Below are 25,173 nucleotides of genomic sequence, written 5' to 3' on the forward strand. Positions count from 1 at the left end.
CGGCCATCCGGATGGCCGCAGGGGTGAACTCATGCTTTCAACCAGCACACGGGCAACGGCGCCGGCCGTTCCGCCCACCACCGACCCGGGCGGCGCGATCCCCGCGCTGCCGGCCAACGGCCTGCAGCCGCTCGCCGGCATGCTGCGCTGGATCGTCGTCGCGGTGCTGACCGTCGCGGTCGCGCTGCCGCTCGGCTTCATCCTGTTCCAGAGCCTGCTGTCCGCACCGTTCTTCGACGCGAACAAGACGCTCGGCGTCGAAGGCTTCCGCTTCATCTTCACCGATCCGGACTTCTGGTTGGCCGTGAAGAACTCGTTCATCATCGCCGGCGGGATGCTGTTCATCTCGATCCCGCTCGGCGGCATCCTCGCGTTCCTGATGGTGCGCACCGACCTGCCCGGCCGCCGCTGGCTCGAGCCGCTGCTGCTCACGCCCGTGTTCGTGTCGCCGATGGTGCTCGCATTCGGCTACGTCGTCGCAGCCGGCCCGGTCGGCTTCTACTCGGTGTGGTTCAAGGAACTGTTCGGGGTGCAGAACGTGCCCTGGAACGTGTACTCGATCTTCGCGATCACGGTGATCGTCGGCCTCACGCACGTGCCGCACGTGTACCTGTACTCGTCGGCCGCACTGCGCAACCTCGGCTCGGACGTCGAGGAAGCCGCGCGCGTGACGGGTGCCCGCCCGTTTCGCGTCGCGCTCGACGTGAGCCTGCCGATGACGATGCCCGCGCTGCTGTTCGCCGGCGTGCTCGTGTTCTTCCTCGGCTTCGAGGTGTTCGGGCTGCCGCTCGTGCTGGGCGATCCGGAAGGCCACCTCGTGCTCGCGACCTACCTGTACAAGCTGACCAACAAGCTCGGCGTGCCGTCGTATCACCTGATGGCCGCGGTCGCGGTGTGCATCGTCGCGATCACGTTCCCGCTCGTGCTGCTGCAGCGCCGCCTGCTGAAGACGGCCAACCGCTTCGTCACCGTGAAGGGCAAGGCCGGCCGCTCGACCGTGCTGCCGCTCGGCGTGTGGCGCTGGGTCGCGCTCGCGATCGTCGCGCTGTGGCTCGTGCTGACCGTGATCGTGCCGATCTCCGGCATCGTGCTGCGCGCGTTCGTGACCAACTGGGGCGAAGGCGTGCCGCTCACCGAAGTGCTGACGCTGTCGAACTTCGTCGAGCTGTTCGAGCAGGACAACCTCGTGCGCGCCATCGTCAACACGCTCGGCATCGGCGTGATCGGCGGCGCGCTCGCGATCGGCTTCTACTCGCTCGTCGCGTTCGCCGGCCACCGCCGCCACGACTGGGCGACCAAGCTGCTCGACTATCTCGTGCTGCTGCCGCGCGCGGTGCCGGGCCTGCTCGCCGGTCTCGCGTTCCTGTGGATCTTCCTGTTCGTCCCGGGCCTGCGCGAGCTGAAGAACTCGATGTGGAGCATCTGGATCGCGTACACGGTCGTGTGGCTCGCATACGGGATGCGGCTCATCCAGAGCGCGCTGCTGCAGGTCGGCCCGGAGCTCGAGGAAGCCGGCCGCAGCGTCGGCGCGACGCGCAGCCGCGTGTCGCTCGACGTCACGCTGCCGCTCGTTCGCTTCGGCCTGCTCGCCGCGTGGCTCCTGATCTTCATGATCTTCGAGCGCGAATACTCGACCGCCGTCTATCTGCTGTCGCCCGGCACCGAGGTGATCGGCGCGCTGCTCGTGTCGCTGTGGGCGACCGGCGCCGTCGACCAGGTCGCCGCGCTCTCTGTCATCAACATCGCGATGGTCGGCGCCGGTCTCGGCGTGGCCCTGCGCTTCGGAGTGAAACTTCATGGATAAGCTCATCGTCGACGACCTGCATCTCAGCTACGGCGCCAACCCGATCCTCAAGGGCGTGTCGTTCGAACTGAAGGCCGGTGAAGTCGTATGCCTGCTCGGCGCGTCTGGCAGCGGCAAGACCACGCTGCTGCGCGCGGTGGCCGGCCTCGAACAGCCGTCCGACGGGCGCATCCAGCTCGACGACCGCGTGTTCTTCGACGGCGCGCAGCGCGTCGACCTGCCCGTCGAGCAGCGCTCGCTCGGCCTCGTGTTCCAGTCGTACGCGCTGTGGCCGCACCGCACCGTCGCCGACAACGTCGGCTACGGGCTCAAGCTGCGCCGCGTCGCGGCGGCCGAACAGAAGCGCCGCGTGCAGACCGCGCTCGACCAGCTCGGCCTCGGTCACCTCGCCGAACGCTTTCCGCACCAGTTGTCGGGCGGCCAGCAGCAGCGTGTCGCCATTGCACGCGCACTCGTCTACAACCCGCCGGTGATCCTGCTCGACGAGCCGCTGTCGAACCTCGATGCGAAGCTGCGTGAAGAGGCGCGTGCATGGCTGCGCGAGCTGATCGTGTCGCTCGGACTGTCCGCGCTCTGCGTGACGCACGACCAGGCCGAGGCGATGGCGATGTCCGACCGCATCCTGCTGCTGCGCAACGGCCGCATCGAACAGGAAGGCACGCCGGCCGAGCTGTACGGCGCGCCGCGCTCGCTGTACACGGCCGAATTCATGGGCAGCAACAACCGGATCGACGCGCGCGTCGCTTCCGTCGATGGCGAACGCGTGACGCTTGCCGGTGACGGCTGGGAACTGCAGGCGCTCGCACGCGACACCTTCGCACCGGGCCAGGACGCGCAGGCCGTGATCCGCCTCGAACGCGTGCAGGTCGCCGACGGCCCGGGCGCGAACCGGCTGCAGGCCGATCTCGTCACGTCGATGTATCTCGGCGACCGCTGGGAATACCTGTTCCATTGCGGCGAGATGCGCCTGCGCGCGTTCGGCCACGTGCCGCGCGCAGCCGGCAAGCACTGGATCGAATTCCCGACCAACGACTGCTGGGCGTTCGCGAAAGCGGGCTGACCCAGGCGCGGCGGCCGGCGCGCCGCCGCACATGCATTCAGGCGCGCATCCCGTTTCGACACAGGTTCGGCGGACGCTTCACGGTGTCCGCCGTGACGTGCTGCGCGCTGCGTAACCGTTTCACCCAACCCACAAGAACCAAGGAGACACCGTCAATGAAGTCACGCGCAGAACGTTCCCTTCGCACCGCCGTCCTGACCGGATCGGCCGTCGCAGCCGGCCTCGCGGCAGGCGCCGCGCACGCGCAGTCGTCGGTCACGATGTACGGGATCATGGACGCCGGCATCGAGTACACGAACCATGCGGCACCGGAGGGCGGCAATGCGTTCAAGCTGAAATCCGGCAACAAGAACACGTCGCGCTGGGGCTTGCGCGGCGTCGAGGATCTCGGCGGCGGGCTGAAGGCCGTGTTCCGCCTCGAAAGCGGGATCGATCTCGCGAACGGCGCGCTCGACGACGGCCCCGACTCGATCTTCGCGCGCCGCGCGACGGTCGGCCTGAAGGGCAAATGGGGCGAAGTCTCGCTCGGCCGCAACTTCACCGTCACCTACGACTACATGCTGCCGTTCGACCCGATGGGTTACGCGCAGAACTACTCGTGGGCGACGTCGTCGATGGCGACCGGTGGCCGCAAGGACGGCCTCTTCACGCGTTCGTCGAACGCCGTGCGCTACGACGGCGAATTCAGCGGCTTCAAGTTCGGTGCGCTGTACGGCTTCGGCAACGTGCCCGGCAGCGTGAAGACCAGTTCGAAGTACGACTTCGCACTCGGCTACGAAACCGGCCCGTTCGCGGCGGTCGTCACGTTCGACCGGCAGAACGGTGCGGCCGACAGCGTCACGCCGGCCGATACCGTCAACACTATCCAGGGCATCCACGCGGGCCTGAGCTATGACTTCGGCAATCTGAAGACAATGGCCGGCTATCGCAACTATCGGCGCACGTATCACACGAGCGCCGCAAACCAGTTGAGCGATATGTATTGGCTCGGCGGCTCGTACCAGTTCACGCCGACGTTCTCGATGATCGCGGCCGTCTATCACCAGAACATCAAGGGTGGCACCGATGCCGATCCGACGCTGGTGTCGGTGCGCGCGCAATACGCGCTGTCGAAGCGTACGGTGCTGTATGCGGCCGGCGCGTTTGCGATCGCGCAGCATGGGGAGAAGGTCGGCGTGTCGCGTGATTTCAACGGGTATGGCACCACGCAGGTCGGCGTGACGGCGGGGATTCAGCAGCGGTTCTGAATCTGACGTGCGGCACGGGCGGCGGCATGAGTCGTCGCCCACCCGCCTCCATGCTGCGCTGTCGCCACGGCCCTGGCGCGTCCTCGTGCGGCGAGCCATACCGCACTACGCGGTCGCACACGTACTAATCGCGCATATCTACGGCAACATGGCCTTCCATCGTTCGATCTGTGCAGGGGGAAGCTTGATCTCTCCATCGCTATCCACCGCAGTATCGAATATTATGGATTCCTTAGTCCATATCAAGCGAACAGCATCCGGGTACTCGTAAGTCCGCTCGGCAAGCAATTGCATGTCGGATGTCCGATAGAGCCGAAGAAGGATCCGATCTCCTCCCAGGTAGGCGTATTGCGCCGTGTAGCGCCCCCCGTCGTTCCTGGAGCGCTCGGTATCAAACTGTGTTGCTCGAGCGCGCACACGCGCATCCTGATAGTAAGAGCCCGCGAAGCACAAAAAAGTGACAGTTGCCAGACCTAAACCGAGCACTTTCATTCCCGACTTCATTCGTGCGGCACGCCCCTCTTTCCGTGCAAGACTGCATAAGATAACTATCAGAATGCACACTGCGATTCCGATCAACGCGATTTCTGCAAGTGCAACCAAACCTGCCCCTTGCATGGCGGTCGCCAATCCGTTCATTCGAAGTACACCGTTATTGGTTCAGCGAGCATGATCGGCCTATAGTCCGAAAATACAATGAAGTCTCCGCCTCGATGGTGCCTGTCTTGCCACTCCCGGAACGAACGGTTCCGGACCGGATAGTAAACCTTCCCTGGTTCATAGAGGTTTGCGGCCGTACTGCCGGACACGACGGGAAAGTCGAACCAGGGCTGCTCTGCGAGATTCGCTGCCGTGTAACTCGGCACGATAACCACACCGTTTTTGCTCCAGTGGCCCAGGTACTGGGATCGTGAATCTGTTGCCCCGTCGAAGGAATAGCCATCCCTGACGTATACGACAATATTCGTAACCGTCGCCTTCCTGTTCTCCGCATCGAAAATGACGCGTGCTACTGCCGCATAAAGGTTGAATGCCCCCAACGCGCCGGTCAGGTCGTCAGGAACACCGGCATCCGGAAGCCGCCGTACGGCCTGCAGTGCCTTCTGCTCAAACGAGCTTTCTACCGCTGCTCGCTGAAACTGGAATCCTTTGTGTAGCTTGCGAATATCGTAGCCGCTGACCGTCCAAGGCGATACTTCTCCGCGACCACGGTAGCGGCCGATAATGTCTTTGAGGGCCTCGTATGCACGCGAACTGTATATATCGGTATTTACCAGGTTATCGTATGCCTTCCTGGCACGCGCGTGCTTGAGGACCCAATCCAGTCTTATGGTAGTCCGATCGACCATTGACTCAGGGTAGAGTTCGCCATTCTGGTTGATCTCGTTCTGCTGATCTTTTGATGTGGGCGAGTAGTTGAGCTGCCCCGCAAACCAACGCTCCATCAGTTTCGCCGAAACTGGCATATGCTCTTTGCGCATTGCATCGGGAATTTGCTGAATATCGAAAGGCGGCACCACCCTTTCCTTCTCCGTCGGCTTCGGTTGCTTGGGCGGAACAGGTGCATCCAACCACTTCTTGAAACGAGAAAACGCAGTCGCGACCTTTTCGATATCGTCCACGCTCTTGTCGAGCGAGTCACGCTTGTCGACCTGCGCAACGGGCATAGATTGCTCTACTGGCGACTCGCTCGCCGGCGGCGCCATTGTCAGTGATAGGCCAAGATCACACGCCGGGATTCCCCATCGTCCCCGTCGCATAGCTTCCATTTCCAAATCAGCTTGTTGATCCTGAAGTACGGAATCCTATCGTTATCGCTCACCGTGGCTTCCCCTCGGGTTGTAGAATCCCGGACCTTACAGATTCACTCACCGGTTCACAACGTTACGCATGCGCCGTTCATCAAGAATCACAGATTCGACGGAGTCGCCAACGCGGAAAACTCGTGTCGTGAAACAAGCGGCAGGCAGTCCCGCGGTTCGGGACAAAGCACCCAAGCATCGTTGTCAACTGTGAACGGCGACCTCGTCATTCGTAGCCCATTCCGAACTCTTGCGCTTGCCGGCTCAGTTCTTCCATTGCATCGATGCTAACCTGATCGCGTTCCGTCTTGTAGCGCGTCAGATCGGACAAGCGCACACAACGGTGCTTTCCGGTTTTGTGATACGGCAGCGCCTTCGATTCGAGAAGCTTTATGAGATGCGGCCGCGACACATTGAGCAAGTCAGCCGCTTCCTGCGTCGTCAGCCCAGCATGAACAGGCACGACCTTGACGGCGTTGCCATCGGCGAGTTCAGCGAGGATGTCAACCAGCAGGCGCAGTGCAGACGTCGGGAGTTCGACTTGATGCGCGCAATTTTCGTCGTCGAAAATCTGGATGCGCTGTATTTCGAGCCTGTCAGATTTTTAGTGTGCCGAGGTCATGAGACGATAACGGAAATAACGTCCTATGACCGAAGCAACCGTGACGAAGAAGAGCAAGAATCCGAAGGCACCGAAGCTGTTTCCCGATGAGCTGATCGATCAGTTGCTTGCCCAGGTGCAGGGCAAGGATGCCGAGTCGATCCTGGGCGAATCGGGTTTGGCCGGCCAGCTCAAGAAGCAGCTGGCCGAGCGCATGCTCGCGGCCGAGCTGAGCCACCATCTGGAAGCCGAGACTGAGCAAGGCAAGGCCGGCAATCACCGCAACGGCACGAGCCCCAAGACGGTCCTGACGCCCAACGGCGAACTGAGGCTGGATATTCCGCGCGATCGGCAGGCGACGTTCGAGCCGCAATTGGTCGGCAAGTATCAACGCCGGCTGCCCGGCTTCGACGACCACGTCATCAGCATGTACGCACGCGGCATGAGCGTACGCGAGATTCAGGGTCATCTGCTGGAACTGTACGGACTGCAGGTGTCGCCCGACCTGATTTCCACGGTCACCGATGAAGTGCTGGCCGACGTCGAGCAATGGCAGCAGCGTCCGCTCGAAGCCATGTATCCGATCGTGTACTTTGACGCGCTGCGACTGAAGATTCGCGACGAAGGTATGGTCAAGAACAAGGCGGTGTATCTGGCGCTGGGTATCCGCGCCGACGGCCGCAAGGAAGTGCTGGGTTTGTGGATCGAGCAAACCGAAGGCGCCAAGTTCTGGCTGAAAGTCTTCAATGAGCTGAAGAACCGCGGCTTGCACGACATCCTGATCGCGGTGGTCGACGGTTTGCGCGGCTTCCCCGAAGCGATCGAGGCGGTCTATCCGGCCGCCCAAATCCAGACCTGCATCGTGCATCTGATCCGCAATTCGCTGAATCTGGCGAGCTGGAAGGACCGCAAGCCGCTGGCCGCCGCGATCAAGCCGATCTACCAGGCCGCCACGGCCGAGGCGGCGGCAGCGGCGCTGGATGCCTTTGCGCAAAGCGAGTGGGGCCGCAAATTCCCTACCGTCGCGGCCATGTGGCAGCGCCAATGGGAGCAGGTGATTCCCTTCTTCGCCTATCCGCCCGAGGTGCGTCGAATCGTATATACGACCAACGCCATCGAGAGCATGCACATGCAGTTGCGCAAGATCGTCAAGAATCGCGGCCACTTCCCGAGCGACGAAGCCGCCAGCAAACTGCTGTATCTGGCCTTGCGCAACATCGAAAAGGATTGGAAGATGCCGCCTATCACTTGGCGGCAAGCAGTCAATCAATTCGCCATTCTGTTCGGCGAGCGATTCACCGCCGCCATCAGCTGAGACTTTTTAACCGACCTCAGCACACGAAATTCCTGACACGTCCTGTATTTCCGTTCGCGTGGCGAGGCAAGCCGCCAGCGCACGCTGCCCTTCGACAGCCGCCTGCACCTCGCGGTCCACGGGCAAGATCGTGTCAGACGTCGACGTATGGGGCATCGCGCACTCCAATATAGGTTTTGGAATGCGAAATCTTAATCTCAGTCAACGAAATTCGATCGAACTCTATGGAACTAGCAACCTCCGGTATCGCTCAATACGTCGCATCCCGCTTCGTCGCCACCTCGCCCTTCCCCTTGAACCGCACCGCCAGCGCCTCCGCCCCCCTCGCCAGCAGCGTCGTATCGACTCCCACCGCGACAAACAACGCCCCCGCTTCCAGATACCGCCGCGCCGCCGCCTCATCCGCGCTGAGAATCCCCGGCGCCTTGCCGGCTGCCCTGATCGCCCGGATCGCGCCGTCGATCGCCGCTTGCACATCCGGATGCCCCGGATTGCCGAGATGCCCGAGATCGGCAGCGAGATCCGCCGGACCGATGAACACGCCGTCCACGCCCTCGACCCGCGCAATCGCATCGATCGCGTCGAGCCCCGCACGCGTCTCGACCTGCACGAGCACGGCCATCTCGTCGTTCGCACGATGCAGATAGTCACCGACCCGATTCCACCGCGACGCGCGCGCCAGCGCACTGCCGACCCCGCGAATGCCGTGCGGCGGATAACGCGTCGCGGCCACCGCCGCGCGCGCTTCGTCGGCGCTCTGCACCATCGGCACGAGCAGCGTCTGTGCGCCAAGATCGAGCACCTGCTTGACGATCACCGGATCGTTCCACGGCACGCGTACGACCGGATGCGACGGATACGGCGCGATCGCCTGCAACTGCGCGAGGATCGTCGGCACCGTGTTCGGCGCATGTTCGCCGTCGATCAGCAGCCAGTCGAAACCGGCGCCCGCGACGACTTCGGCACTGTATGGATCGGCGAGCCCGAGCCACAGCCCGATCTGCGCGTCGCCGCGCGCGAGCGCGGCCTTGAAGACATTCGACGGAATCTGCATCGCTCGCTCACCTCACTCGAAGTAGCACTGGATCGTCCCGAGCGGGCCGTAGTCGACGCTGAACGTGTCGCCCGGCCGCGCTGCGCACGGCCGCGTAAACGAGCCGCCCAGCACGATCTGCCCCGGCTCCAGCGCGACGTCGAAGCGTGACAGCCGATTGGCGAGCCACGCGACGCCATTGGCAGGATGATTCAGCACGCCGGCCGCGACACCCGTTTCCTCGACCACGCCGTTGCGCGACATGATCGCGGCAACCCAGCGCAGATCGACGTCCTGCGGCCGCACCGGCCGCCCGCCGATCACGACGCCCGCGTTCGCCGCGTTGTCGGCGATCGTGTCGAACACCTTGCGCGGCCGCTTCGTATCGGGATCGATCGACTGGCTGCGCGCATCGATGATCTCGAGCGCGGGCACCACGTAGTCGACCGCGTCATACACGTCGAAGATCGTGCAGTTCGGGCCGGTGAGCCGCTTGCCGAGCACGAACGCGAGCTCGACCTCGACGCGCGGCACGATGAAGCGTCCGGTCGGGATCGTGCCGCCGTCGTCGAAGAACATGTCGTCGAGCAGCGCGCCGTAATCGGGTTCGTCGATCTGCGACGTGTTCTGCATCGCCTTCGACGTGAGGCCGATCTTGTGGCCCTTGAGCGTGCGACCTTCCACGAGTTTCAGTGCCACCCACGCGCGCTGGATCGCATATGCGTCGTCGATCGTGATGTCGGGATGGTCGAGCGAGATCTGGCGGATCTGCGTGCGTTCGCGCTCGGCGTCGTGCAGACACCGTGCGAGCTGGTCGATGATGGCGGGTTCGAGCATGGTCGGATCGGGAATGGGTTCAGCCGGCCCGCTTGTAGCGGGCGTGGATGTTGTTGTGTTTGTACGAGCCGCTTTCGCTGAACTCGGTGAGTTCCATCGACAGCGCGAGATAACGCTTCGCGTAGAGCTCCGCGAAATGCGCCTTGATCGCGTCGAACAGCGCGTCGCACGCGGCCTTCTTGGTCTCGTCGCTGCGGCCCGAGCCGATCTTCAGCGTCACGTGGACGAACGCGTCGTCCTCGGTGCCGTCGGCGACGCAGTAGTCCTGCAGCTCGATCGCACGCGAGCGGATGCCGCCCGTCGGAAACACGCCGCCCTGCGCGATCAGCGTGGCGTTGATCGTGCGCAGCAGCGTGGGAATGCGCGCGTCGTCGCGGATGTTCGCGGTGTATTCGACGACGATGTGTGGCATGGCAACGCTCCGGATAGGTGATGCGGCGCTCAGGCGAGCGGGAAGATCGCGTTGATCTGCCCGGTGCCCGAGCTCGCGAAATAGTCGGTGACGATCTCGACGGGCTTGTCGTAGCGATCCCAGCCGAGCAGGCCGAGCAGCATCGCCGTGTCGTGCATCCCGCCTTCGCCGTGACAATGCACGTTGTACTCGGGCAGCATCGCGCAGAAGGTCTTGAAATCGCCCTGCTTCCACAGCTCGACCACGCGCAGGTCGACCTGCCGGAAGAATTCGCGGCTGATCTGGTGGATCGATTCCTCGGGGCTGCCGTTGTCGTTGAAGCGATGCGACAGCGAGCCACTCGCAAGGAATGCGACGTTCGAATCGCTCTTCTCGATCGCTTCGAGCAGCGCCTCGCCGAAGCGCCGGCTCTCGTCGAGCTGATGCCACATGCACCAGCCGGCGATCGACACGACCTTGAAGTGCTGGTCGCCGTTCATGTAGCGCATCGGCACGAGCGTGCCGTATTCGAGCTCGAGGCTGTCGATCTCGTGCGCGCGCGTCGCGATGCCGCGCGCGCTGGCCGTCTCGGCGATCAGGCGGCCGAGTTCCGGGTTGCCCGGATACGCGTACTGCATGTCGCGGATGAAATGCGGCAGCTCGTTGCTCGTGTAGATTCCCGAGAAGCGCGCATTGCAGTTCACGTGATAGCCGGCGTTGACGAGCCAGTGCACGTCCGACACGACGATCGTGTCGACGCCGAGCGCACGGCAGCGCTCGCCGATCAGCCGATGGCCGCGGATCGCTGCCTCGCGGCAGCCGTGATGCTTGCCGGGCAACTCCGACAGGTACATCGACGGCACGTGCGTGACCTTCGCGGCGAGGGACAGTTTGCCCATCATCAAGTCTCCGTATTCTTTTGCGCCGAAACGCCCCGCGCCCGTTACACGCCCCAGCGGGGAATGTGATGCGAACCCATCGAGATGCACACGTTCTTGATCTCCGCGAACACCTCGAAGCTGTACTCGCCGCCCTCGCGCCCGGTGCCCGATTCCTTCACGCCGCCGAACGGCTGGCGCAGGTCGCGCACGTTCTGGCTGTTCACGAATACCATCCCGGCCTCGATGCCGCGCGCGAGGCGATGCACCTTGCCGACGTCCTGCGTCCAGATGTACGACGCGAGCCCGTAGGACGTGTCGTTCGCGAGCCGCAGCCCTTCTTCCTCGTCCTCGAACGGGATCAGGCACGCGACCGGCCCGAAGATCTCTTCCTGCGCGATGCGCATCCGGTTGTCGACGTCCGCGAACACGGTCGGCCGCACGAAGTTGCCGTGGCGAAGATGATCGGCGAGACCGGCCGGCTTGTCCGCGCCGCCCGCGACCACGCGCGCGCCTTCCTGCTCGCCGATGCGGATGTAGCCGGTTACCTTCTCCCAGTGCTGGCGCGTGATCATCGCGCCGAGCTGCGTGCCCGGATCGGACGGGTCGCCGACCACCAGGTTGTTCGCGCGGCGCGCGAATTCCTGCACGAAACGGTCGTAGATCGTGCGCTGCACGAAGATCCGCGAGCCCGCGGTACAACGCTCGCCGTTGATCGAGAAGATCGTGAACAGCGACGCGTCGAGCGCGCGGTCGAAATCGGCATCGTCGAAGATCAGCACCGGCGACTTGCCGCCAAGCTCCATCGAATACTTCTTCAGGCCGGCGCGTTCCATGATCCGCTTGCCCGTTACCGTGCCGCCCGTAAACGACACCGCGCGCACGTCGGGATGGCGCACCAGCGCATCGCCGGCGGTCGCGCCGTAACCCTGCACGACGTTCAGCACGCCCGGCGGAATGCCGGCTTCGAGCGCGAGCCGGCCGAGCTGGTCGGCCGTCAGCGGCGACAGCTCCGACATCTTCAGCACGGCCGTGTTGCCGAGCGCGAGACACGGCGCCGTCTTCCACGTCGCGGTCATGAACGGCACGTTCCACGGCGACACCAGCGCGCACACGCCGACCGGCTGGTACAGCGTGTAGTTCAGCATCTGGTCGTCGACCGGATACGTGCGGCCGTTCATCTGCACGCACACTTCCGCGAAGAAGTTGAAGTTCTCGGACGCGCGCGGAATCAGCTGTTTGCTCGTCTGCGCGATCGGCAGGCCGGTGTCCTGCGTCTCGAGCGCGGCGAGCATCGGCACGTTCTTCTCGATCAGTTCGCCGAGCTTGCGCATCAGCTTCGCACGCTCCTTCGCAGGCGTGTTCGCCCACTTCGGAAACGCTTCCTTCGCCGCGCGCACGGCCGCGTCGACTTCGGCCTCGCCGGCCGACGCGACGTCGGTGATCACGTCGCCCGTCGCAGGGTTCAGCGTCGTGAAGGTCTCGCGGCTCTCGACTTCGCGGCCGTCGATCCAGTGCTTGATGGTCATGCTCTCTCCTTGGGCGACGGGCTCAGCCGGCGCGATAGTAGTCTGCTTCGCCGACGATCGTGTTCACGAGCCGGCCGATCCCTTCGATTTCCGTCACGACCTCGTCGCCCGGTTTCGTGTCCGCCAATCCTTCCGGCGTGCCGGTCAGGATCAGGTCGCCCGGCGAGAGCGTCATGAAGCCGCTGATATGCTCGATCAGCGCGGGCACGTCGAAGATCATGTCGCGCGTGCTGCCGCGCTGCGTCTCCTGGCCGTTCACCGTCGTGCGCAGCGTCAGGCCGCCCGCATCGCCGATTTCGTCCCGGCTGACGAACCACGGCCCGAGCGGCGTGCAGGTGTCGCGGTTCTTCACGCGCAGGTTCGGGCGGTAGTAGTTTTCGAGGTAATCCCGGATCGCATAGTCGTTCGCGACCGTATAGCCGGCGACGTAATCGAGCGCCTGCGCGCGGCTCACGTTGCGCGCCGGACGGCCGATCACGACGGCCAGCTCGCACTCGTAGTGCATGTGCGTTGCATCCGCCGGGCGCACGGTGTGCGACCGGTGGCCGATGAACGTGTTCGGCCCCTTCAGGAAGATCAGCGGCTCGCTCGGCGCGTTGAACGCGAGTTCCTTCGCGTGGTCCGCGTAGTTCAGGCCCAACGCGAACGTCGTGCGCGGCGCGATTGGCGGCAGCCACGTCACCGCGTCCTCGGCGATCACGCGCCCCGTGTCGAGGCGAATCACGCCGTCGCCCGCCGGTTCGGCCGCATGCAGTGCGCCGTTGTAGATCACGCGCGCCGTCTTCATCGTGCGTCCTCCGCAATCAGCGTATGCCGCAACGTGCCGATGCCGTCGGCGGCGATCTCGATGGTGCTGCCCGCGCGGGCGCGCGGTGCGGCGCCCGGAACGCCGAGCAGCAGCACGTCGCCCGCGTCGAACGACATGAAGGCCGTCACGTCGGCGATCAGTTCGCGCACCGGGCGGATCAGCGTGGCGGTCGACGCGGACACCGCCGTGTTGCCGTCGATCCGCACGGTCAGGCCGATCGCGTCGACGTCCCCGAGCGCGGCCGCCAGCACGATCGCCGGACCCAGCGGGCAGAAGCCGTCGCGGCATTTGAAGCGCACGGCCGGACGGTAGTAATCGGGATGCGGAACCGACACGTCGCTCGCAAGCGTGAAGCCGTGCAGGTAGTCGAGCGCCTGCGCGGCCGGCACGCGCGTCGCGCGTCGCGAGAACACGACGGCCACCGACGCGCCGATCTCCAGCGCGTCGATGCCGGCCGGCACCACGACCGCCGCGCCGTCCGCCGCATGCGTGTTGGCCGGCTTGATGTAAAGGATCGGCGCCTGCGGCGGACGGCCGTAAGGCGGTGCGTGCACGGCATCGCCGAGCGCGTCGAGTGCGGCGCGCTCGTTGAGCAGCGCACCGTAGACGGTACCGATGGCGACCGGCAGCGGCGGCGCCGCGGCGGTCCTGCAAGACAGCTCCATGCGTCATTCCCCTGCCGCGCGTCGCGGCGCATCGTCAATAGTTAATATCTTAAATAAACAACCGGACGCTGGCAACCTTGATTACCCTGATATGCGGAATTCATCACCATCGGCTGTTAAGATTGATGCGTCCCCGTCCATTCCCCACCCCCGATGAACCGTACGCTCGACCATCGCAACCTGGCCATGCTGCTGCTCGAGGCCCGCGAAACGCTGATGGGCATGTTCCGCCCCATTCTCAAGGAATTCGCGCTGACCGAACAGCAATGGCGGATCATCCGCGTGCTCGACGGCGAGCCGACACATGCGCTCGAAGCAGGACAGATCGCACGCCGCTGCTGCATCCTGAGCCCAAGCCTGACGGGCGTGCTGGAACGAATGGAACGCGACGGCCTGATTACGCGCATGCGCGCGCAGGAAGATCAGCGCCGGCTGCTGGTGAGCCTGACGCCGCAGAGCAAGAAGCTGGTGACCGAAATCGGTCCGCGTATCGACGAGCAGTATCGTCAGCTTGAAGCGCGTTTCGGCCAGGACGGCCTCGACGACATCTATCGCGCGCTCGACCGGCTGATCGAGCTCGGCAGCGCGTCGTAGGACCTGCCGGCACCGGGCCGCCGCAAGCGGCCGCGAACCTGAACCAGCAGGTGCCGTATCGCGCGGGCGCTCAGTGCAGCGCGCCGCGCATCAGCTCGGTCACCGCGACGCCGCGCGACGTGCGCATGCATTCCTCGACGTAATCGACAAACGGCAGCGGCTCGAAATCGATTTCGTCGCGCACGCGGCGATTGTCGAATACGCGATCGACCGTCGCGAATTCCGCGCAACGCTGCAGCGCCCGGCCGATCACACGCTCGAGCGCAGGATCGTGCCGCCCGAGCACGTCGCGCACCACGAGCGGCAGTTCGGCCGGCACGCATGCCGCGTAGCGCGGCGCGCCCGTCATGCCGGCCGCCTCGTCCATCGCGCGCACGATCTGCGCGACCTGCGGCGCCTCGTCGCCGGCCGACACGTGATACACGTCGTGCATCAGCGTCGGCTTTACGGCCAACAGCATCGTCGCGCGCGCAACGTCGTCGACCGACACGATGTCGATGCGCGTCATCGGCCGCGCGGTGAAGCGGCGCGCCGCATGCGCGACGCGGAACATCCAGAACGAATTCGGCGCGGGCCGCGTGCCGAGCACCGTGTGGCCGACGACATGCGACGGACGCACGACGACGAGCGGCAGGCCGAGCCCGCGCAGGCGCTGCTCCGTTTCCGCTTTCGCGTGCAGGTAGTCGGCTGCGAGCACCGCGCCGGGCAGCCCATCGCCGCCGTGCGCGGCGCCGCTCGCCACCGGGCCGGCCATTTCCTCGTGGACGATCCCGCCGCGGCCGGCATGTGCAAACGCGGTGCCGACATAGACGAAACGCTGCAGCTGCGGCGCGTGCGCGAAGCGCGCGGCGAAACCGAGCGAATCGGCGATGTCCGCCTGCAGGTGCGCACCGTCGGCCGGCGATGCATGGCCCGCGCAGTGGATCACGTGGGTCGCGCCGGCGAGACGCGGCGCATCGGGGCCCTGCCACACGTCGCCGAGCGCGCCGACGACCACGTTCGCGTCGCCGAGACGCGATGCCCAGTACGGCGCAAGCCCCGCGCGCAGCGCCGCTTCGCGCAGACGCGCGACCGCGTGGCCGCGATTCTCGGCACGCACGATACACACGATCCGTTCCAGCAACCCTGCGTTGACGAGCGCCGTCAGCACGGTACTGCCGATGAAGCCGGTGGCACCGGTAAGCACCAGCCCGCCGACGTTGGCCGCCGCGACCGGTGCGCTGGCCGGCGAAACGAGGCTCGTGCGCCAGTTGAGCGACAACGCGGTTTTCCAGATCAGCACGATAGTCTCCTTCGAAGAATCGGCCGGACGGCGCGGCTGCCCCGGGTAGCGGGGTGGCGTACGGCGGTCGGCCGGGCCGGGGCCGACGCACGCCCGGCAATCCCGATCGGGCTGCAGCCCGCGATCGCGTCGATCGCGTCTCCGGAAAGAGGTGGCGGCCCGCCACGGACGGGCGTCCGCAGCGCAGGATCGGGAAATGCCAAGTGTGGGGTCCGATCGCCCGCAAGTCTGTCCTGAAAGTTTCGTGAAAGTGTGCGGATTTGTACGCGAATGTCGGAGTGTGTCGTAGCCGCCGGGCCGTCAAATCATTGAAACGTCCGGTCGGTCGGCATTTTGCGGCGTGCATGACAGGACGACCCGCGCGCGTCGGGTGAGACCGCTTTCAGCGCGGCACTTCGACGCGGCCACCGCCCCAGGTCATCGCATGTCCTCGGCCCGCCAGCGTCCGGTCACGGCGCGCGGATCGCGCTGGCGCCTGCGTTTGCTCGCGCTGCCGGAATCGTGATGGATCGTCAGACGTCGTTTCATCTGAAACCCCAATAGACTCAATTCGGATTTATTGAGGATTATCACTTGCGTTTCACGTCAGTCTATCTAGACTGTTCAAACCAAAACGGTCGAATGTGTCATTTTCTTCAGGAGAAGATCCAATGCGCCTCACCATTCGGATTAATGGCAGCGAATCGGCAACCCGACACGCCTTCGCGGTGCTGTGGGTCGATACCGACGAGGGCCTGTGGTCACGCGAGGCACACCAGGGCATCGATCTTCCGACCTGGGGCAAGGTTCGGGACGTAGAAGGCGCGATGGCCCTCTGCGCGGCCGACAGCGGGAATGCCGTGTGCCAGTTGAAGGGCCTGTCGTTCAGCGCTTCGCAGCGCGAGCAGGGTCCCGCGGTGCTCGCCGGCGAGCACCCGCACGGCGCGTGGCGCCTGCAGGCGGTCGATCGCTCCACGGTGGAGCCGGAATACGAGGAATTTATTTCCGTCGCGCGATAGGTATTTTTGACGGCATTCCTCTGGGGTTTTCGGGTTTATTCCAGTTTCCGCGATATTCATTTCGATATTCAGAAATAAGGCGCCTCTCTCCGAGGCGCTTTTTATTTTCCCGTCTCGAAATTAATCGGGGCCGGGTTAATTGGATCGCGGCGGCGCGGTGGTAACGATCGCACCGCGCCCTCCCGATCGGGCGAACCGGCGAGCGACGCCTCGCCGTCGCTCCCACCTCGTTCCCGCCTCGTTCCGCCCTATCCGGCCTTGAATACGCATCTTTTACGGGGCCGAAACATACTTTCCCCACATGATGTTTACTCATTTATTACAATCACATTATTCCGACTGACTCGCCGCCGTCCGGCGGCCCGACCCGGCCCTTGCATGAGCGTGAAAAAGAAGACCCATCCCGCCGATCCGTACGCCGCCGCGACCAAGCATCCGATGCTCGCGTCGCGCCTGCCGATGTGGCGCTCGAAGTTCGTCGTGATCATGGTGTCCATCGGTTTCGCCGCGCTGATCGGACGCGCGTTCTGGGTGCAGATCGCGAACCAGGATTTCTACGTCGGGGAAGGCCAGAAGCGCTACCAGCGCACGATCGAGCTCGACGCGATGCGCGGGCGCATCGTCGATCGCAATGGCGCGATGCTCGCGGTCAGCCTGTCGACCTATGAAATCTGGGCAAACCCGAAACAGGTCGCCGAAATCGACTATCCGCAGGTCGCGAAGCTGCTCGACATGCCGCTCGCGGAAGTGAAGCGCCGCTTGCGCAACGACCGTACGTTCGTGCTGCTCAAGCGGCAGGTCGACGCCGACACCGCGAGCCGGCTCGACAAGCTCGCGATCGACGGCATCACGCAGATCGCCGATTCGAAGCGCTTCTATCCGGAAGGCGAATCGGCCGCGCACGTGGTCGGCTTCACCAACGTCGAGGACAAGGGCCAGGAAGGCGTCGAGCTCGCGGCGAATGGGCGGCTGTCGGGCACGTCCGGGCAGCGTGAGGTGATCCGCGACCGGCTCGGGCGCATCGTGTCCGACACGCGCCCGCTCGTCCCCGCGCAGCACGGCGCGACGATCGAACTGACGATCGACCGGCGCATCCAGCAGCTCGCGTTCAGCCAGCTCAAGGCCGCGGTGATCGAGAACAACGCGGTGGCCGGCAGCGTCGTCGTGCTCGACGCGCAGAACGGCGAGATCCTCGCGCTCGCAAACTACCCGACCTTCGACCCGAACGATCGCGCCCGGCTGACGGGCCAGCAATTGCGCAACCGCGCGGTGATCGACACGTTCGAACCCGGCTCGACGATCAAGCCGCTCGTCGTCGCGCTGTCGATCGACGAGCGCAAGGTCACGCCCAACACGATCATCAACACGTCGCCGGGCACCTACAAGATCGGCCCGGCCGTGATCCACGACACGTCGAACCACGGCTCGCTGACCGTCTCGCAGGCGCTGCAGAAGTCGAGCAACGTCGCGCTCGCGAAGCTGGCGCTGAACCTGCCGGCCGAAACGATCTGGAACAAGTACCAGGAATACGGGATCGGCCGTGCGCCGGAACTGACGTTCCCGGGCGTCGCATCGGGCCGCCTGCGCGGCTACCAGCGCTGGCGGCCGATCGAGCAGGCGACGATGGCATACGGCTACGGGCTGTCGATGTCGCTGCTGCAGATCGCGCAGACCTACACCGCCTACGCGGGCGACGGCACGCTGCACCCGGTGTCGCTGCTGAAGAACGGCTCCGACCCTCAGACGATCGATGCCCATCGCGGCCACCGCGTGACGTCGCCGCAAACCGCGGCGGCGATCCGCGCGATGCTCGAGTCGGCGGTCGGCGAAGGCGGCACGGGGCGCCGCGCGCGCGTCGACGGCTACCGGATCGGCGGCAAGACCGGCACGGCGCGCAAGCAGGTCGGCGCGACCTATGCGAAGGGCAAGTACCGCGCACTGTTCGCGGGGATGGCGCCGATGAGCAACCCGCGCCTGATCGTCGCGGTGATGATCGACGAGCCACGCGGCAAGGGCTACTACGGCGGCACGGTGGCCGGCCCGGTGTTTTCGTCGGTCACGAGCGGCTCGTTGCAGTTGCTCGGCGTGCCGCCCGACGCGCCGGTCGAGCCGACGCCGAATGCGCCGGCCAAGGCGGTGGCCCCGCAGAAGACGGTCGCAGCGCCGAAGGCCGCGGTGCAACCGAAGACGGCGGCCGCGCAGAAGGCGGCAATGCCGGTGAAGACGGCCGAGCAACCCGGCGCCGGCGCGGCCGTCCAGACGAAGGCGGCAGGCTGAAGCCTGCCGGATGGTACCGGGCGCGGCTGCCGACGCATGCGTGTGCGCTTCGCCGTGCCGAATGCCTCGCACGCGCCCTTGCGCCGTTCCCGCCGTTCCGACGGCCGGTGCAATCCCGCTAACCGGGCGGACCCGGCCGCGCGACCGTCAATGCGCTGCCGCCACCGGCCTCACCATCCTGCCGAGCACGTGCTCGGTCATCCCGCGCGCGAGTTCGCTCTCGCCCATGAACACCGTGCCGACGCCCTCGCTCGACAGCAACGCGGCCTCGTCGCTGCTGTTCGTGCACAGCACGACCTCCAGCGCCGGGTTCAGCGTGCGCGAGATCTCGACGATCTGCCGCACGTCGAATACGTCCGGCAGCGTGACGACCAGCATCCCGGCGCGCGCGATATGCGCCTGCACGAGCACGACCGGCTCGATCGCGTCGCCCGACACGGCCGCGACGCCGTCCGCGCGCAGCTTCTCGACGAGTTCGCGGTTCTGCTCGACGACGACATACGCGATCCCGCGCTCGTCCAGCGCATGTGCGATCCGCGTGCCGACCTTGCCGTAGCCGATGATCACGACCTGGCCGGTCAGGTGCGTCTGCGGCGTCGACATCGGCAGCGCGGCGAGCGGATCGTCGCGAGCCTCGAGTTTGCGCGCGAACGCCGAATGCTTGCGGATCCATACGAGCGCCGGATCGATCATCGCGAACAGCAGCGTGTTCATCGCGATCGAGATCAGCGCAACCGCGAGAATCAGGCTCTGCCCCTCGGCCGACAGCAGTCCGAGCGCCCGGCCAAGACCCGCGAGGATGAACGAGAACTCGCCGATCTGCGCGAGACCCGCGCCGACCGTCAGCGCGGTGTTCAGCGGATAACGGAACGCGATCACGAGCGCGACCGCCGCGAGCGTCTTGCCGATCAACACGATCGCCGCGACCTCGATCACGTGCAGCGGCTCGGCGAGCAGCACCTTCGGATCGAACAGCATCCCGACCGAAATGAAGAACAGCACCGAGAACGCGTCGCGCAGCGGCAGCGTCTCGTCGGCCGCGCGCCGGCTGAATTCCGACTCGCGCATCATCATCCCGGCAAAGAATGCGCCGAGCGCGAACGACACGTCGAACAGCTTCGCCGCGCCGAACGCGATGCCGACCGCCGCGGCGATCATGCAAAGCGTGAACAGCTCACGCGAACCGGTACGCGCGACGAGCCACAGAATGCGCGGAAACACGCGCTTGCCGACCACCAGCATCAGCGCGATGAACGCGGCGACCTTCAGCATCGTGACGCCGAGCGTGCCCCACACGCTGCCGCCGGCCGCGTGCACGTCGCCGGGCGGCGTGCCGCCGAGCAGCCCCGCGACGGGCGGCAGCAGCACGAGCACGAGCACCATCACGAGATCCTCGACGACGAGCCAGCCGACCGCGATGCGCCCATTGACCGTCTCGACGAGCCCGCGCCCTTCTAGCGCGCGCAGCAACACGACCGTGCTCGCGACCGACAGCGCGAGGCCGAACACGAGTGCCGCGCCAACGCTCCAGCCCCATGCGAGCGCGAGCCCGCCGCCGAGCAGCGTCGCGACGGTAATCTGGACGATGGCCCCCGGCAGCGCGATCTTGCGCACCGCGAGCAGGTCGCCGAGCGAGAAATGGAGACCGACTCCGAACATCAGCAGCATCACGCCGACTTCGGCAAGCTGTTGCGCGAGCGACAGATCGCCGACGAAACCGGGCGTGCCGGGGCCGATCACGATCCCGGCAAGCAGATAGCCGACGAGCGGCGGCATTTTCAGCAGCGACGCGAGGTAACCGAAGATCATCGCGAGGCCGAAACCGGCCGCGAGCAACGCAATCAGGCTGACATCATGAGGCATCCCCCCTCCCAAGTTCTTGTAACTATTTAGTAAGGTTCAAGAATGAAAGGATAAGGGATGACACGGAAAAAATGGCGCGCCGCCGCGAAAAATTCACGCGGTGGCGCGCCATTACGGGGTGCAACCCCGGTCGCACGGAACGAACTTCGCGGGCTAGACGGCGCCGCGAGGCGGATCGATCGGGCGGGGCCGGACGCCCCGTCGCCCCGCCAAGTTCGTCAGCGCGACGCCTGCGGGAACCGCGCGCCCGGCGGCGGCTCCGGTCGCGTCGATGGCGTGCTCTTGCGCACCTTCGCGACCTGCGCGGCCGTGACCGGCGCGCCCGTATTGCCCCAGCTCGTGCGCACGAAGTTCGACACGTCCGCGACTTCCTGGTCCGACAGGCGCCAGCCGAACGGCGGCATCGTGAAGGTCGACGGCGCGGTGTGCGTGCCCTCCAGCGCGCTGCCTTCCAGCACGACGTGAATCAGCGACGTCGGATCCTCACCCTGCACGACCGGGTTGCCGGCGAGTGCCGGGAACACGCGCGTGTAGCCGTGACCGTCGCTGCGGTGGCAGGCCATGCAGTTGTCGCGATAGACGGCTGCGCCCGGCTTGCTCGCGTCGCCGGTTTGCAGCGCCTTCGCGGCGGCCGCATCGTACACGTGCGGCTGCTCGCCCTGCACGCGCGGCGGCAGCGTCTTCAGGTAGCGTGCAATTGCAGTCAGGTCGTCGTCGCTCATGTGCTGCATGCTGTGGCCGACCACGTCCGTCATCCCGCCGAACGCGGCCGTGCGCAGCGTGCGGCCCGTCTTCAGGAACTGCACGATCTCGGTTTCGTTCCACGTGCCGAGCCCGGTGCGCGGCTCGCCGCGCAGGCTCGTCGGCACCCAGCCGTCGATCGCCGCGCCGCCGGCCAGGAAGTCGAGGCCGCCCGCGTCGGTCAGCGCGCGCTCCTGCATCGTCGCCGCGCGCGGCGTATGGCACGCGCCGCAATGGCCGAGACCCTGCACGAGATACGCACCGCGCGCGACCACCGGATCGGTGTACGGCGCCGCATCGAACGGCTTCGGCGCCGGCGCGAACATCTTGCGCCAGAACGTCAGCGGCCAGCGCATCGACAGCGGCCACACGATGTCGACCGCGCGGTTCTCGTGCTCGACCGGCGCGACGCCGTGCATGAAGTACGCGTACAGCGCCTTCACGTCGTCGTCGTTCAGGCGCGCGTAGGACGGGTACGGCATCGCCGGATACATCGTGTCGCCGTTCTTGCGCACACCTTCGCGCACCGCGCGGGTGAAGTCGTCGAGCGTCCAGCCGCCGAGGCCCGTCTTCGGGTCTGGCGTGATGTTCGTCGAATAGATCGCACCGATCGGCGTGTCGAACTTCAGCCCCCCCGCGAACGGCTTGCCGCCGCTCGCCGTGTGGCACGCGATGCAGTCGCCCGCGCGGGCAAGGTATTCGCCTCGCTTGATCAGGCTCGCGTCGGCCGACCGGGCCACGGGTGCGGCCGTACCGGACGCCGCCGAAGCCGCCGCCGACTGCGCGAAGGCCAGACCGGCGAAGCCAAACGCCGCCCATGCGGTGCCGATCGCCAGCGCGCGCCGCAGCGGGATCAGGCAGCGCACGGCGTTGTGGTGGTTCATCGTCCTCTTCATGCGGTCACCAGCGGGGCGGGATTTTTCAGGTATTGCTCGCGGATCGCACGTGCCGACCAGTAGGCCAGCGCCGCGATGATCCCGGTCGGGTTGTAGCCGATGCCCTGCGGCAGTGCCGAGGCGCCCATCACGAACACGTTGTGCACGTCCCAGCACTGCAGATAGCGGTTCAGCACGCTCGTCTTCGGGTCGGTGCCCATGATCGCGCCACCGACGAGGTGGGTCGTCTGGTACGCGCGCGAATCGAAATGCTTGCCGAACTCGCGCGTCGACACGCCGATCGCCTTCGGCCCCATCGCCTCCGCGATCTTCTTCATCTGCCCGGTCACGTACTGCGCCATCCTGATGTCGTTGTCCTTCCAGTCGAAGGTCATCCGCAACAGCGGCTGGCCGTACGAATCGCGATAGGTCGGATCGAGGTCGAGGTACACGTCGCGGTACGACATGTTCGTGCCGTGCGCGTCCATCGAGATCGTGTGCGCGTAGTTGTCCTTCACGGCCTTCTTCCACGCCGAGCCCCACTGCGGCGTGCCGGGCGGCGTCGCGATGCCGCTGATCGGCTTCACGCCGGCCTGGTTCACCCACAGCGGCGAGCCGCCGACGAAACCGAGCGGGCCATGGTCGAAGTTGTCCGCGTTGAAGTCGTCCACCGCGACGCCGTTGCCGCCCGCACCGATGAACGGGTTCGTGTACGTGTCCTTGTCGAAGAACGCCTTGATCGTCGACAGGTTCTGGTACGCGAAATTGCGGCCGACGACACCTTCGCCCGAGATCGGGTCGTACGGCTTGCCGATGCCCGACAGCAGCAGCAGGTGCACGTTGTGATACTGGAACGCGGCGACGATCACGAGATCGGCCGGCTGGTGCACTTCACGACCGGCCGGGTCGACGTAGGTGACGCCCGTCGCGCGCTTCTTCGTGTCGTCCAGGTCCACGCGCAGCACGTGGCACTTCGAGCGCAGCTCGAAGTTCGGCACCTGCTTCAGCGCGGGCAGGATGTTCAGGTTCGGCGACGCCTTCGAGTACATGTAGCACGCGTAGCCGCTGCAGTAGCCGCAGAAGTTGCACGGCCCCATCTGCACGCCGTACGGATTCGTGTACGGTCCCGACGTGTTCGCCGACGGCAGCCGATACGGATGCAGCCCGAGCGACTTCGCGGCATCGAAGAAGCGCTGCGCCGAATAGGTATTGAGCTGCGCGGGCAGCGGAAAGTTGTCGCTGCGGTTCGCCTCGAACACGTTGCCGTCGCCGACCACCTTGCCGCCGACCTTGTACGCCTGCCCCGACGTGCCGAACACCTTCTCGGCGAAGTCGAAATACGGCTCGAGCTCGTCGTAGCTGACACCCGTGTCCTGAATCGTCATCCCTTCGGGGATGAATTTCTTGCCGTAGCGCTCTTCGTAGTGGCTGCGCAGGCGCAGTTCCTCCGGCGTGATCCGGAAGTGCACGCCCGACCAGTGCAGCCCCGCGCCGCCCACGCCCTCGCCCGGCAGGAACGCGGCGAGCTGCCGGTACGGCAGCGCGGTGTCCTGCACGCCGTGGCGGATCGACACGGTCGTCTTCGACAGGTCGAGGAACAGCTTCTTGCGGACGTTGTAGGTCAGCTCGTCGATCGTGTTCGGATACGCGCCGTCCGGATAAGTGTCGCGATACTCGCCGCGCTCGAGCGCGACCACGTTCAATCCCGCTTCGGTCAGTTCCTTCGCGAGAATCGCGCCGGTCCAGCCGAAGCCGACGATCACCGCATCGACGTGCGGCTTCTTTTCTGCGGCCATCAGGTACGCTCCCCGTTGATCGAGACCGGGCCATACGGATACGGCTTGCCGTTCTGGTTGACGAAATCCATGAAGTCGGCGCGCGCGCCCGGAAAACCGATCATCTTCCACGCGGCCATGTCGTGATTGCCGCCGTGTACCGGATCGCAGAAGTAGCCTTCGCGCGTGTTCTGCAGCAACTGGCCGAAGAACACGGTGGACGGCACGTCGTCGATCTGCGCGCCGCCCTTCTCCAGCGCGCCGAGCACCGTATCGCGGGTCGGTGCGTCGAGGTCGGCGAACGCCTTGCCGTGAGCCTTTTCGCAATAACGGTTCACCGCCGCGATGCCGAGGCGGTAGATGTCGCGCGGCACGAGCTTGAGCTGGTAGCCGAGCTCGGGCACGCCCTGCTGGAACGGCCCCTGCATGTACCACGTCGCGCCGTGCGCGTACGGGGTTTCCATCTGGCGATCGATGAATTCGGGCACGCCGGATTCGAGCGCGCCGGGGCCTTCCGCGTCGGCCGGAATCATCCGGTCGACCGCGGCCTGGACGAACGCCCACTCCTTCGCATCGAAGAAAGTCGGCTTGTACGGCGCGCGTTCGGCGCCGGCCGACGCGGCGGAGGCATTGCCGGCCGTGGTGGCGGACGACGACGACGAGCGCAGGTCGCAACCGGCGACCGACGCGATCGGCACGAGTGCGACCGACGTGCGCAGGAAGCGGCGACGCGAATTGGGTTTGTCGGGTGGCGTGGACATGGTCGGATGTTGATCGTTGGGGAGCGTGGTTCGGGAG

The 25,173-nt window shown here is 65.6% G+C and carries 21 protein-coding genes and 1 pseudogene; 7 read left to right on the forward strand and 15 right to left on the reverse strand.

The features are described from left to right. Nucleotides 1-31 precede the first annotated feature (31 nt). The 3 genes from AC1Z3W_RS10170 to AC1Z3W_RS10180 all read left to right on the forward strand — a co-directional run bounded on the left by AC1Z3W_RS10170 (nucleotide 32) and on the right by AC1Z3W_RS10180 (nucleotide 4,111). Nucleotides 32-1,804 (forward strand): ABC transporter permease, encoded by a 1,773-nt coding sequence (locus AC1Z3W_RS10170; RefSeq protein ID WP_057929792.1) that lies wholly within the window; start codon nucleotides 32-34, stop codon nucleotides 1,802-1,804. Then, nucleotides 1,797-2,864, forward strand: coding sequence for an ABC transporter ATP-binding protein (locus tag AC1Z3W_RS10175; protein ID WP_483507535.1), 1,068 nt, complete (start codon nucleotides 1,797-1,799; stop codon nucleotides 2,862-2,864). The genes AC1Z3W_RS10170 and AC1Z3W_RS10175 overlap by 8 nt, the downstream gene beginning before the upstream one ends. 155 nt (nucleotides 2,865-3,019) lie before the next feature. After that, nucleotides 3,020-4,111 carry a porin gene (locus tag AC1Z3W_RS10180; protein WP_124834184.1) on the forward strand — a complete coding sequence of 364 codons (1,092 nt, stop codon included), beginning with the start codon at nucleotides 3,020-3,022 and terminating at the stop codon, nucleotides 4,109-4,111. A gap of 138 nt (nucleotides 4,112-4,249) precedes the next feature. Here AC1Z3W_RS10180 and AC1Z3W_RS10185 read toward each other — a convergent pair whose 3' ends face one another. The 3 genes and pseudogenes from AC1Z3W_RS10185 to AC1Z3W_RS10195 form a co-directional block, all read right to left on the reverse strand. Further along, a complete protein-coding gene (locus tag AC1Z3W_RS10185) occupies nucleotides 4,250-4,750 on the reverse strand; it encodes a hypothetical protein (protein ID WP_244104804.1) in 501 nt (166 codons plus the stop codon). Next, complete coding sequence (locus tag AC1Z3W_RS10190; protein WP_244104805.1) at nucleotides 4,747-5,778, reverse strand: DUF6402 family protein; 1,032 nt, start codon at nucleotides 5,776-5,778, stop codon at nucleotides 4,747-4,749. Before AC1Z3W_RS10190 ends, AC1Z3W_RS10185 begins: the two co-directional genes overlap by 4 nt. Before the next feature lie 361 nt (nucleotides 5,779-6,139). Next, a pseudogene (locus AC1Z3W_RS10195) lies at nucleotides 6,140-6,508 on the reverse strand (helix-turn-helix domain-containing protein); the annotation flags it as partial. 52 nt (nucleotides 6,509-6,560) lie between these two features. On the opposite strand from AC1Z3W_RS10195, the gene AC1Z3W_RS10200 reads away from it, so the two are divergent. After that, a complete protein-coding gene (locus AC1Z3W_RS10200; RefSeq protein ID WP_483507536.1) occupies nucleotides 6,561-7,829 on the forward strand; it encodes an IS256 family transposase in 1,269 nt (422 codons plus the stop codon). A 250-nt stretch (nucleotides 7,830-8,079) separates the two neighbouring features. Here AC1Z3W_RS10200 and hpaI read toward each other — a convergent pair whose 3' ends face one another. The 7 genes from hpaI to AC1Z3W_RS10235 are packed head-to-tail and all read right to left on the reverse strand — an operon-like array spanning nucleotide 8,080 to nucleotide 13,970. Beyond that, nucleotides 8,080-8,883, reverse strand: coding sequence for a 4-hydroxy-2-oxoheptanedioate aldolase (hpaI, locus tag AC1Z3W_RS10205; protein ID WP_483507537.1), 804 nt, complete (start codon nucleotides 8,881-8,883; stop codon nucleotides 8,080-8,082). Between the two features lie 12 nt (nucleotides 8,884-8,895). After that, nucleotides 8,896-9,699: a 2-oxo-hept-4-ene-1,7-dioate hydratase gene (hpaH, locus tag AC1Z3W_RS10210; protein ID WP_483507538.1), complete on the reverse strand. Its 804-nt coding sequence runs from the start codon at nucleotides 9,697-9,699 to the stop codon at nucleotides 8,896-8,898. A gap of 19 nt (nucleotides 9,700-9,718) precedes the next feature. Further along, nucleotides 9,719-10,111, reverse strand: coding sequence for a 5-carboxymethyl-2-hydroxymuconate Delta-isomerase (locus tag AC1Z3W_RS10215; protein ID WP_057928246.1), 393 nt, complete (start codon nucleotides 10,109-10,111; stop codon nucleotides 9,719-9,721). Nucleotides 10,112-10,140: 29 nt separating this feature from the next. Continuing rightward, nucleotides 10,141-10,989 (reverse strand): 3,4-dihydroxyphenylacetate 2,3-dioxygenase, encoded by an 849-nt coding sequence (gene hpaD / locus AC1Z3W_RS10220; RefSeq protein ID WP_057928247.1) that lies wholly within the window; start codon nucleotides 10,987-10,989, stop codon nucleotides 10,141-10,143. 44 nt (nucleotides 10,990-11,033) lie between these two features. Beyond that, the gene (gene hpaE / locus AC1Z3W_RS10225) at nucleotides 11,034-12,497 is read right to left on the reverse strand and encodes a 5-carboxymethyl-2-hydroxymuconate semialdehyde dehydrogenase (RefSeq protein WP_057928248.1); all 1,464 of its coding nucleotides are present in this window, start codon (nucleotides 12,495-12,497) and stop codon (nucleotides 11,034-11,036) included. Between the two features lie 22 nt (nucleotides 12,498-12,519). Further along, nucleotides 12,520-13,284 carry a fumarylacetoacetate hydrolase family protein gene (locus AC1Z3W_RS10230; RefSeq protein ID WP_124834187.1) on the reverse strand — a complete coding sequence of 255 codons (765 nt, stop codon included), beginning with the start codon at nucleotides 13,282-13,284 and terminating at the stop codon, nucleotides 12,520-12,522. Next, nucleotides 13,281-13,970 carry a fumarylacetoacetate hydrolase family protein gene (locus tag AC1Z3W_RS10235; protein ID WP_124834188.1) on the reverse strand — a complete coding sequence of 230 codons (690 nt, stop codon included), beginning with the start codon at nucleotides 13,968-13,970 and terminating at the stop codon, nucleotides 13,281-13,283. The genes AC1Z3W_RS10230 and AC1Z3W_RS10235 overlap by 4 nt, the downstream gene beginning before the upstream one ends. A gap of 153 nt (nucleotides 13,971-14,123) precedes the next feature. Here AC1Z3W_RS10235 and hpaR point away from each other — a divergent pair, with 153 nt between their 5' ends. Beyond that, entirely contained in the window at nucleotides 14,124-14,564 is a 441-nt protein-coding gene (gene hpaR, locus AC1Z3W_RS10240) for a homoprotocatechuate degradation operon regulator HpaR (protein WP_057928251.1), read from the forward strand. Between the two features lie 70 nt (nucleotides 14,565-14,634). Here the strand turns inward: hpaR and AC1Z3W_RS10245 are convergent, their stop codons facing one another. Further along, entirely contained in the window at nucleotides 14,635-15,846 is a 1,212-nt protein-coding gene (locus tag AC1Z3W_RS10245; protein ID WP_124834189.1) for an SDR family oxidoreductase, read from the reverse strand. A gap of 650 nt (nucleotides 15,847-16,496) precedes the next feature. Here AC1Z3W_RS10245 and AC1Z3W_RS10250 point away from each other — a divergent pair. Both AC1Z3W_RS10250 and AC1Z3W_RS10255 read left to right on the forward strand, forming a co-directional pair. Beyond that, complete coding sequence (locus AC1Z3W_RS10250) at nucleotides 16,497-16,844, forward strand: DUF3564 family protein (protein WP_057928253.1); 348 nt, start codon at nucleotides 16,497-16,499, stop codon at nucleotides 16,842-16,844. A gap of 378 nt (nucleotides 16,845-17,222) precedes the next feature. Beyond that, nucleotides 17,223-19,121, forward strand: a complete 1,899-nt coding sequence (locus AC1Z3W_RS10255) for a peptidoglycan D,D-transpeptidase FtsI family protein (RefSeq protein WP_483507539.1) — start codon at nucleotides 17,223-17,225, stop codon at nucleotides 19,119-19,121. Nucleotides 19,122-19,268: 147 nt separating this feature from the next. On the opposite strand, the gene AC1Z3W_RS10260 is transcribed toward AC1Z3W_RS10255, so the two are convergent. From AC1Z3W_RS10260 to AC1Z3W_RS10275, 4 genes are all read right to left on the reverse strand, one after another. Beyond that, nucleotides 19,269-20,984 carry a cation:proton antiporter domain-containing protein gene (locus tag AC1Z3W_RS10260; protein WP_057928255.1) on the reverse strand — a complete coding sequence of 572 codons (1,716 nt, stop codon included), beginning with the start codon at nucleotides 20,982-20,984 and terminating at the stop codon, nucleotides 19,269-19,271. 218 nt (nucleotides 20,985-21,202) lie between these two features. Further along, nucleotides 21,203-22,621 (reverse strand): cytochrome c, encoded by a 1,419-nt coding sequence (locus AC1Z3W_RS10265; protein WP_483507540.1) that lies wholly within the window; start codon nucleotides 22,619-22,621, stop codon nucleotides 21,203-21,205. Then, nucleotides 22,618-24,396, reverse strand: coding sequence for a GMC family oxidoreductase (locus AC1Z3W_RS10270; RefSeq protein ID WP_057928257.1), 1,779 nt, complete (start codon nucleotides 24,394-24,396; stop codon nucleotides 22,618-22,620). The genes AC1Z3W_RS10265 and AC1Z3W_RS10270 overlap by 4 nt, the downstream gene beginning before the upstream one ends. Further along, nucleotides 24,396-25,136 (reverse strand): gluconate 2-dehydrogenase subunit 3 family protein, encoded by a 741-nt coding sequence (locus tag AC1Z3W_RS10275; RefSeq protein WP_057928258.1) that lies wholly within the window; start codon nucleotides 25,134-25,136, stop codon nucleotides 24,396-24,398. Before AC1Z3W_RS10275 ends, AC1Z3W_RS10270 begins: the two co-directional genes overlap by 1 nt. Nucleotides 25,137-25,173: the final 37 nt, after the last annotated feature.

The sequence above is a fragment of the Burkholderia sp. 10_S31 genome (assembly GCF_056930375.1).

What these genes read in the sequence shown, in the direction of transcription:
- hpaH (WP_483507538.1), bottom strand. Translation starts at nt 9,699, where the DNA reads ATGCTCGAACCCGCCATCATCGACCAGCTCGCACGGTGTCTGCACGAC.
- hpaI (WP_483507537.1), bottom strand. Translation starts at nt 8,883, where the DNA reads ATGCAGATTCCGTCGAATGTCTTCAAGGCCGCGCTCGCGCGCGGCGAC.
- hpaE (WP_057928248.1), bottom strand. Translation starts at nt 12,497, where the DNA reads ATGACCATCAAGCACTGGATCGACGGCCGCGAAGTCGAGAGCCGCGAG.
- AC1Z3W_RS10230 (WP_124834187.1), bottom strand. Translation starts at nt 13,284, where the DNA reads ATGAAGACGGCGCGCGTGATCTACAACGGCGCACTGCATGCGGCCGAA.
- AC1Z3W_RS10185 (WP_244104804.1), bottom strand. Translation starts at nt 4,750, where the DNA reads ATGAACGGATTGGCGACCGCCATGCAAGGGGCAGGTTTGGTTGCACTT.
- AC1Z3W_RS10215 (WP_057928246.1), bottom strand. Translation starts at nt 10,111, where the DNA reads ATGCCACACATCGTCGTCGAATACACCGCGAACATCCGCGACGACGCG.
- AC1Z3W_RS10265 (WP_483507540.1), bottom strand. Translation starts at nt 22,621, where the DNA reads ATGAAGAGGACGATGAACCACCACAACGCCGTGCGCTGCCTGATCCCG.
- AC1Z3W_RS10175 (WP_483507535.1), top strand. Translation starts at nt 1,797, where the DNA reads ATGGATAAGCTCATCGTCGACGACCTGCATCTCAGCTACGGCGCCAAC.
- AC1Z3W_RS10180 (WP_124834184.1), top strand. Translation starts at nt 3,020, where the DNA reads ATGAAGTCACGCGCAGAACGTTCCCTTCGCACCGCCGTCCTGACCGGA.
- AC1Z3W_RS10170 (WP_057929792.1), top strand. Translation starts at nt 32, where the DNA reads ATGCTTTCAACCAGCACACGGGCAACGGCGCCGGCCGTTCCGCCCACC.
- AC1Z3W_RS10235 (WP_124834188.1), bottom strand. Translation starts at nt 13,970, where the DNA reads ATGGAGCTGTCTTGCAGGACCGCCGCGGCGCCGCCGCTGCCGGTCGCC.
- AC1Z3W_RS10190 (WP_244104805.1), bottom strand. Translation starts at nt 5,778, where the DNA reads ATGCCCGTTGCGCAGGTCGACAAGCGTGACTCGCTCGACAAGAGCGTG.
- AC1Z3W_RS10200 (WP_483507536.1), top strand. Translation starts at nt 6,561, where the DNA reads ATGACCGAAGCAACCGTGACGAAGAAGAGCAAGAATCCGAAGGCACCG.
- hpaR (WP_057928251.1), top strand. Translation starts at nt 14,124, where the DNA reads ATGAACCGTACGCTCGACCATCGCAACCTGGCCATGCTGCTGCTCGAG.
- AC1Z3W_RS10275 (WP_057928258.1), bottom strand. Translation starts at nt 25,136, where the DNA reads ATGTCCACGCCACCCGACAAACCCAATTCGCGTCGCCGCTTCCTGCGC.
- hpaD (WP_057928247.1), bottom strand. Translation starts at nt 10,989, where the DNA reads ATGGGCAAACTGTCCCTCGCCGCGAAGGTCACGCACGTGCCGTCGATG.
- AC1Z3W_RS10255 (WP_483507539.1), top strand. Translation starts at nt 17,223, where the DNA reads ATGAGCGTGAAAAAGAAGACCCATCCCGCCGATCCGTACGCCGCCGCG.
- AC1Z3W_RS10260 (WP_057928255.1), bottom strand. Translation starts at nt 20,984, where the DNA reads ATGCCTCATGATGTCAGCCTGATTGCGTTGCTCGCGGCCGGTTTCGGC.
- AC1Z3W_RS10270 (WP_057928257.1), bottom strand. Translation starts at nt 24,396, where the DNA reads ATGGCCGCAGAAAAGAAGCCGCACGTCGATGCGGTGATCGTCGGCTTC.
- AC1Z3W_RS10250 (WP_057928253.1), top strand. Translation starts at nt 16,497, where the DNA reads ATGCGCCTCACCATTCGGATTAATGGCAGCGAATCGGCAACCCGACAC.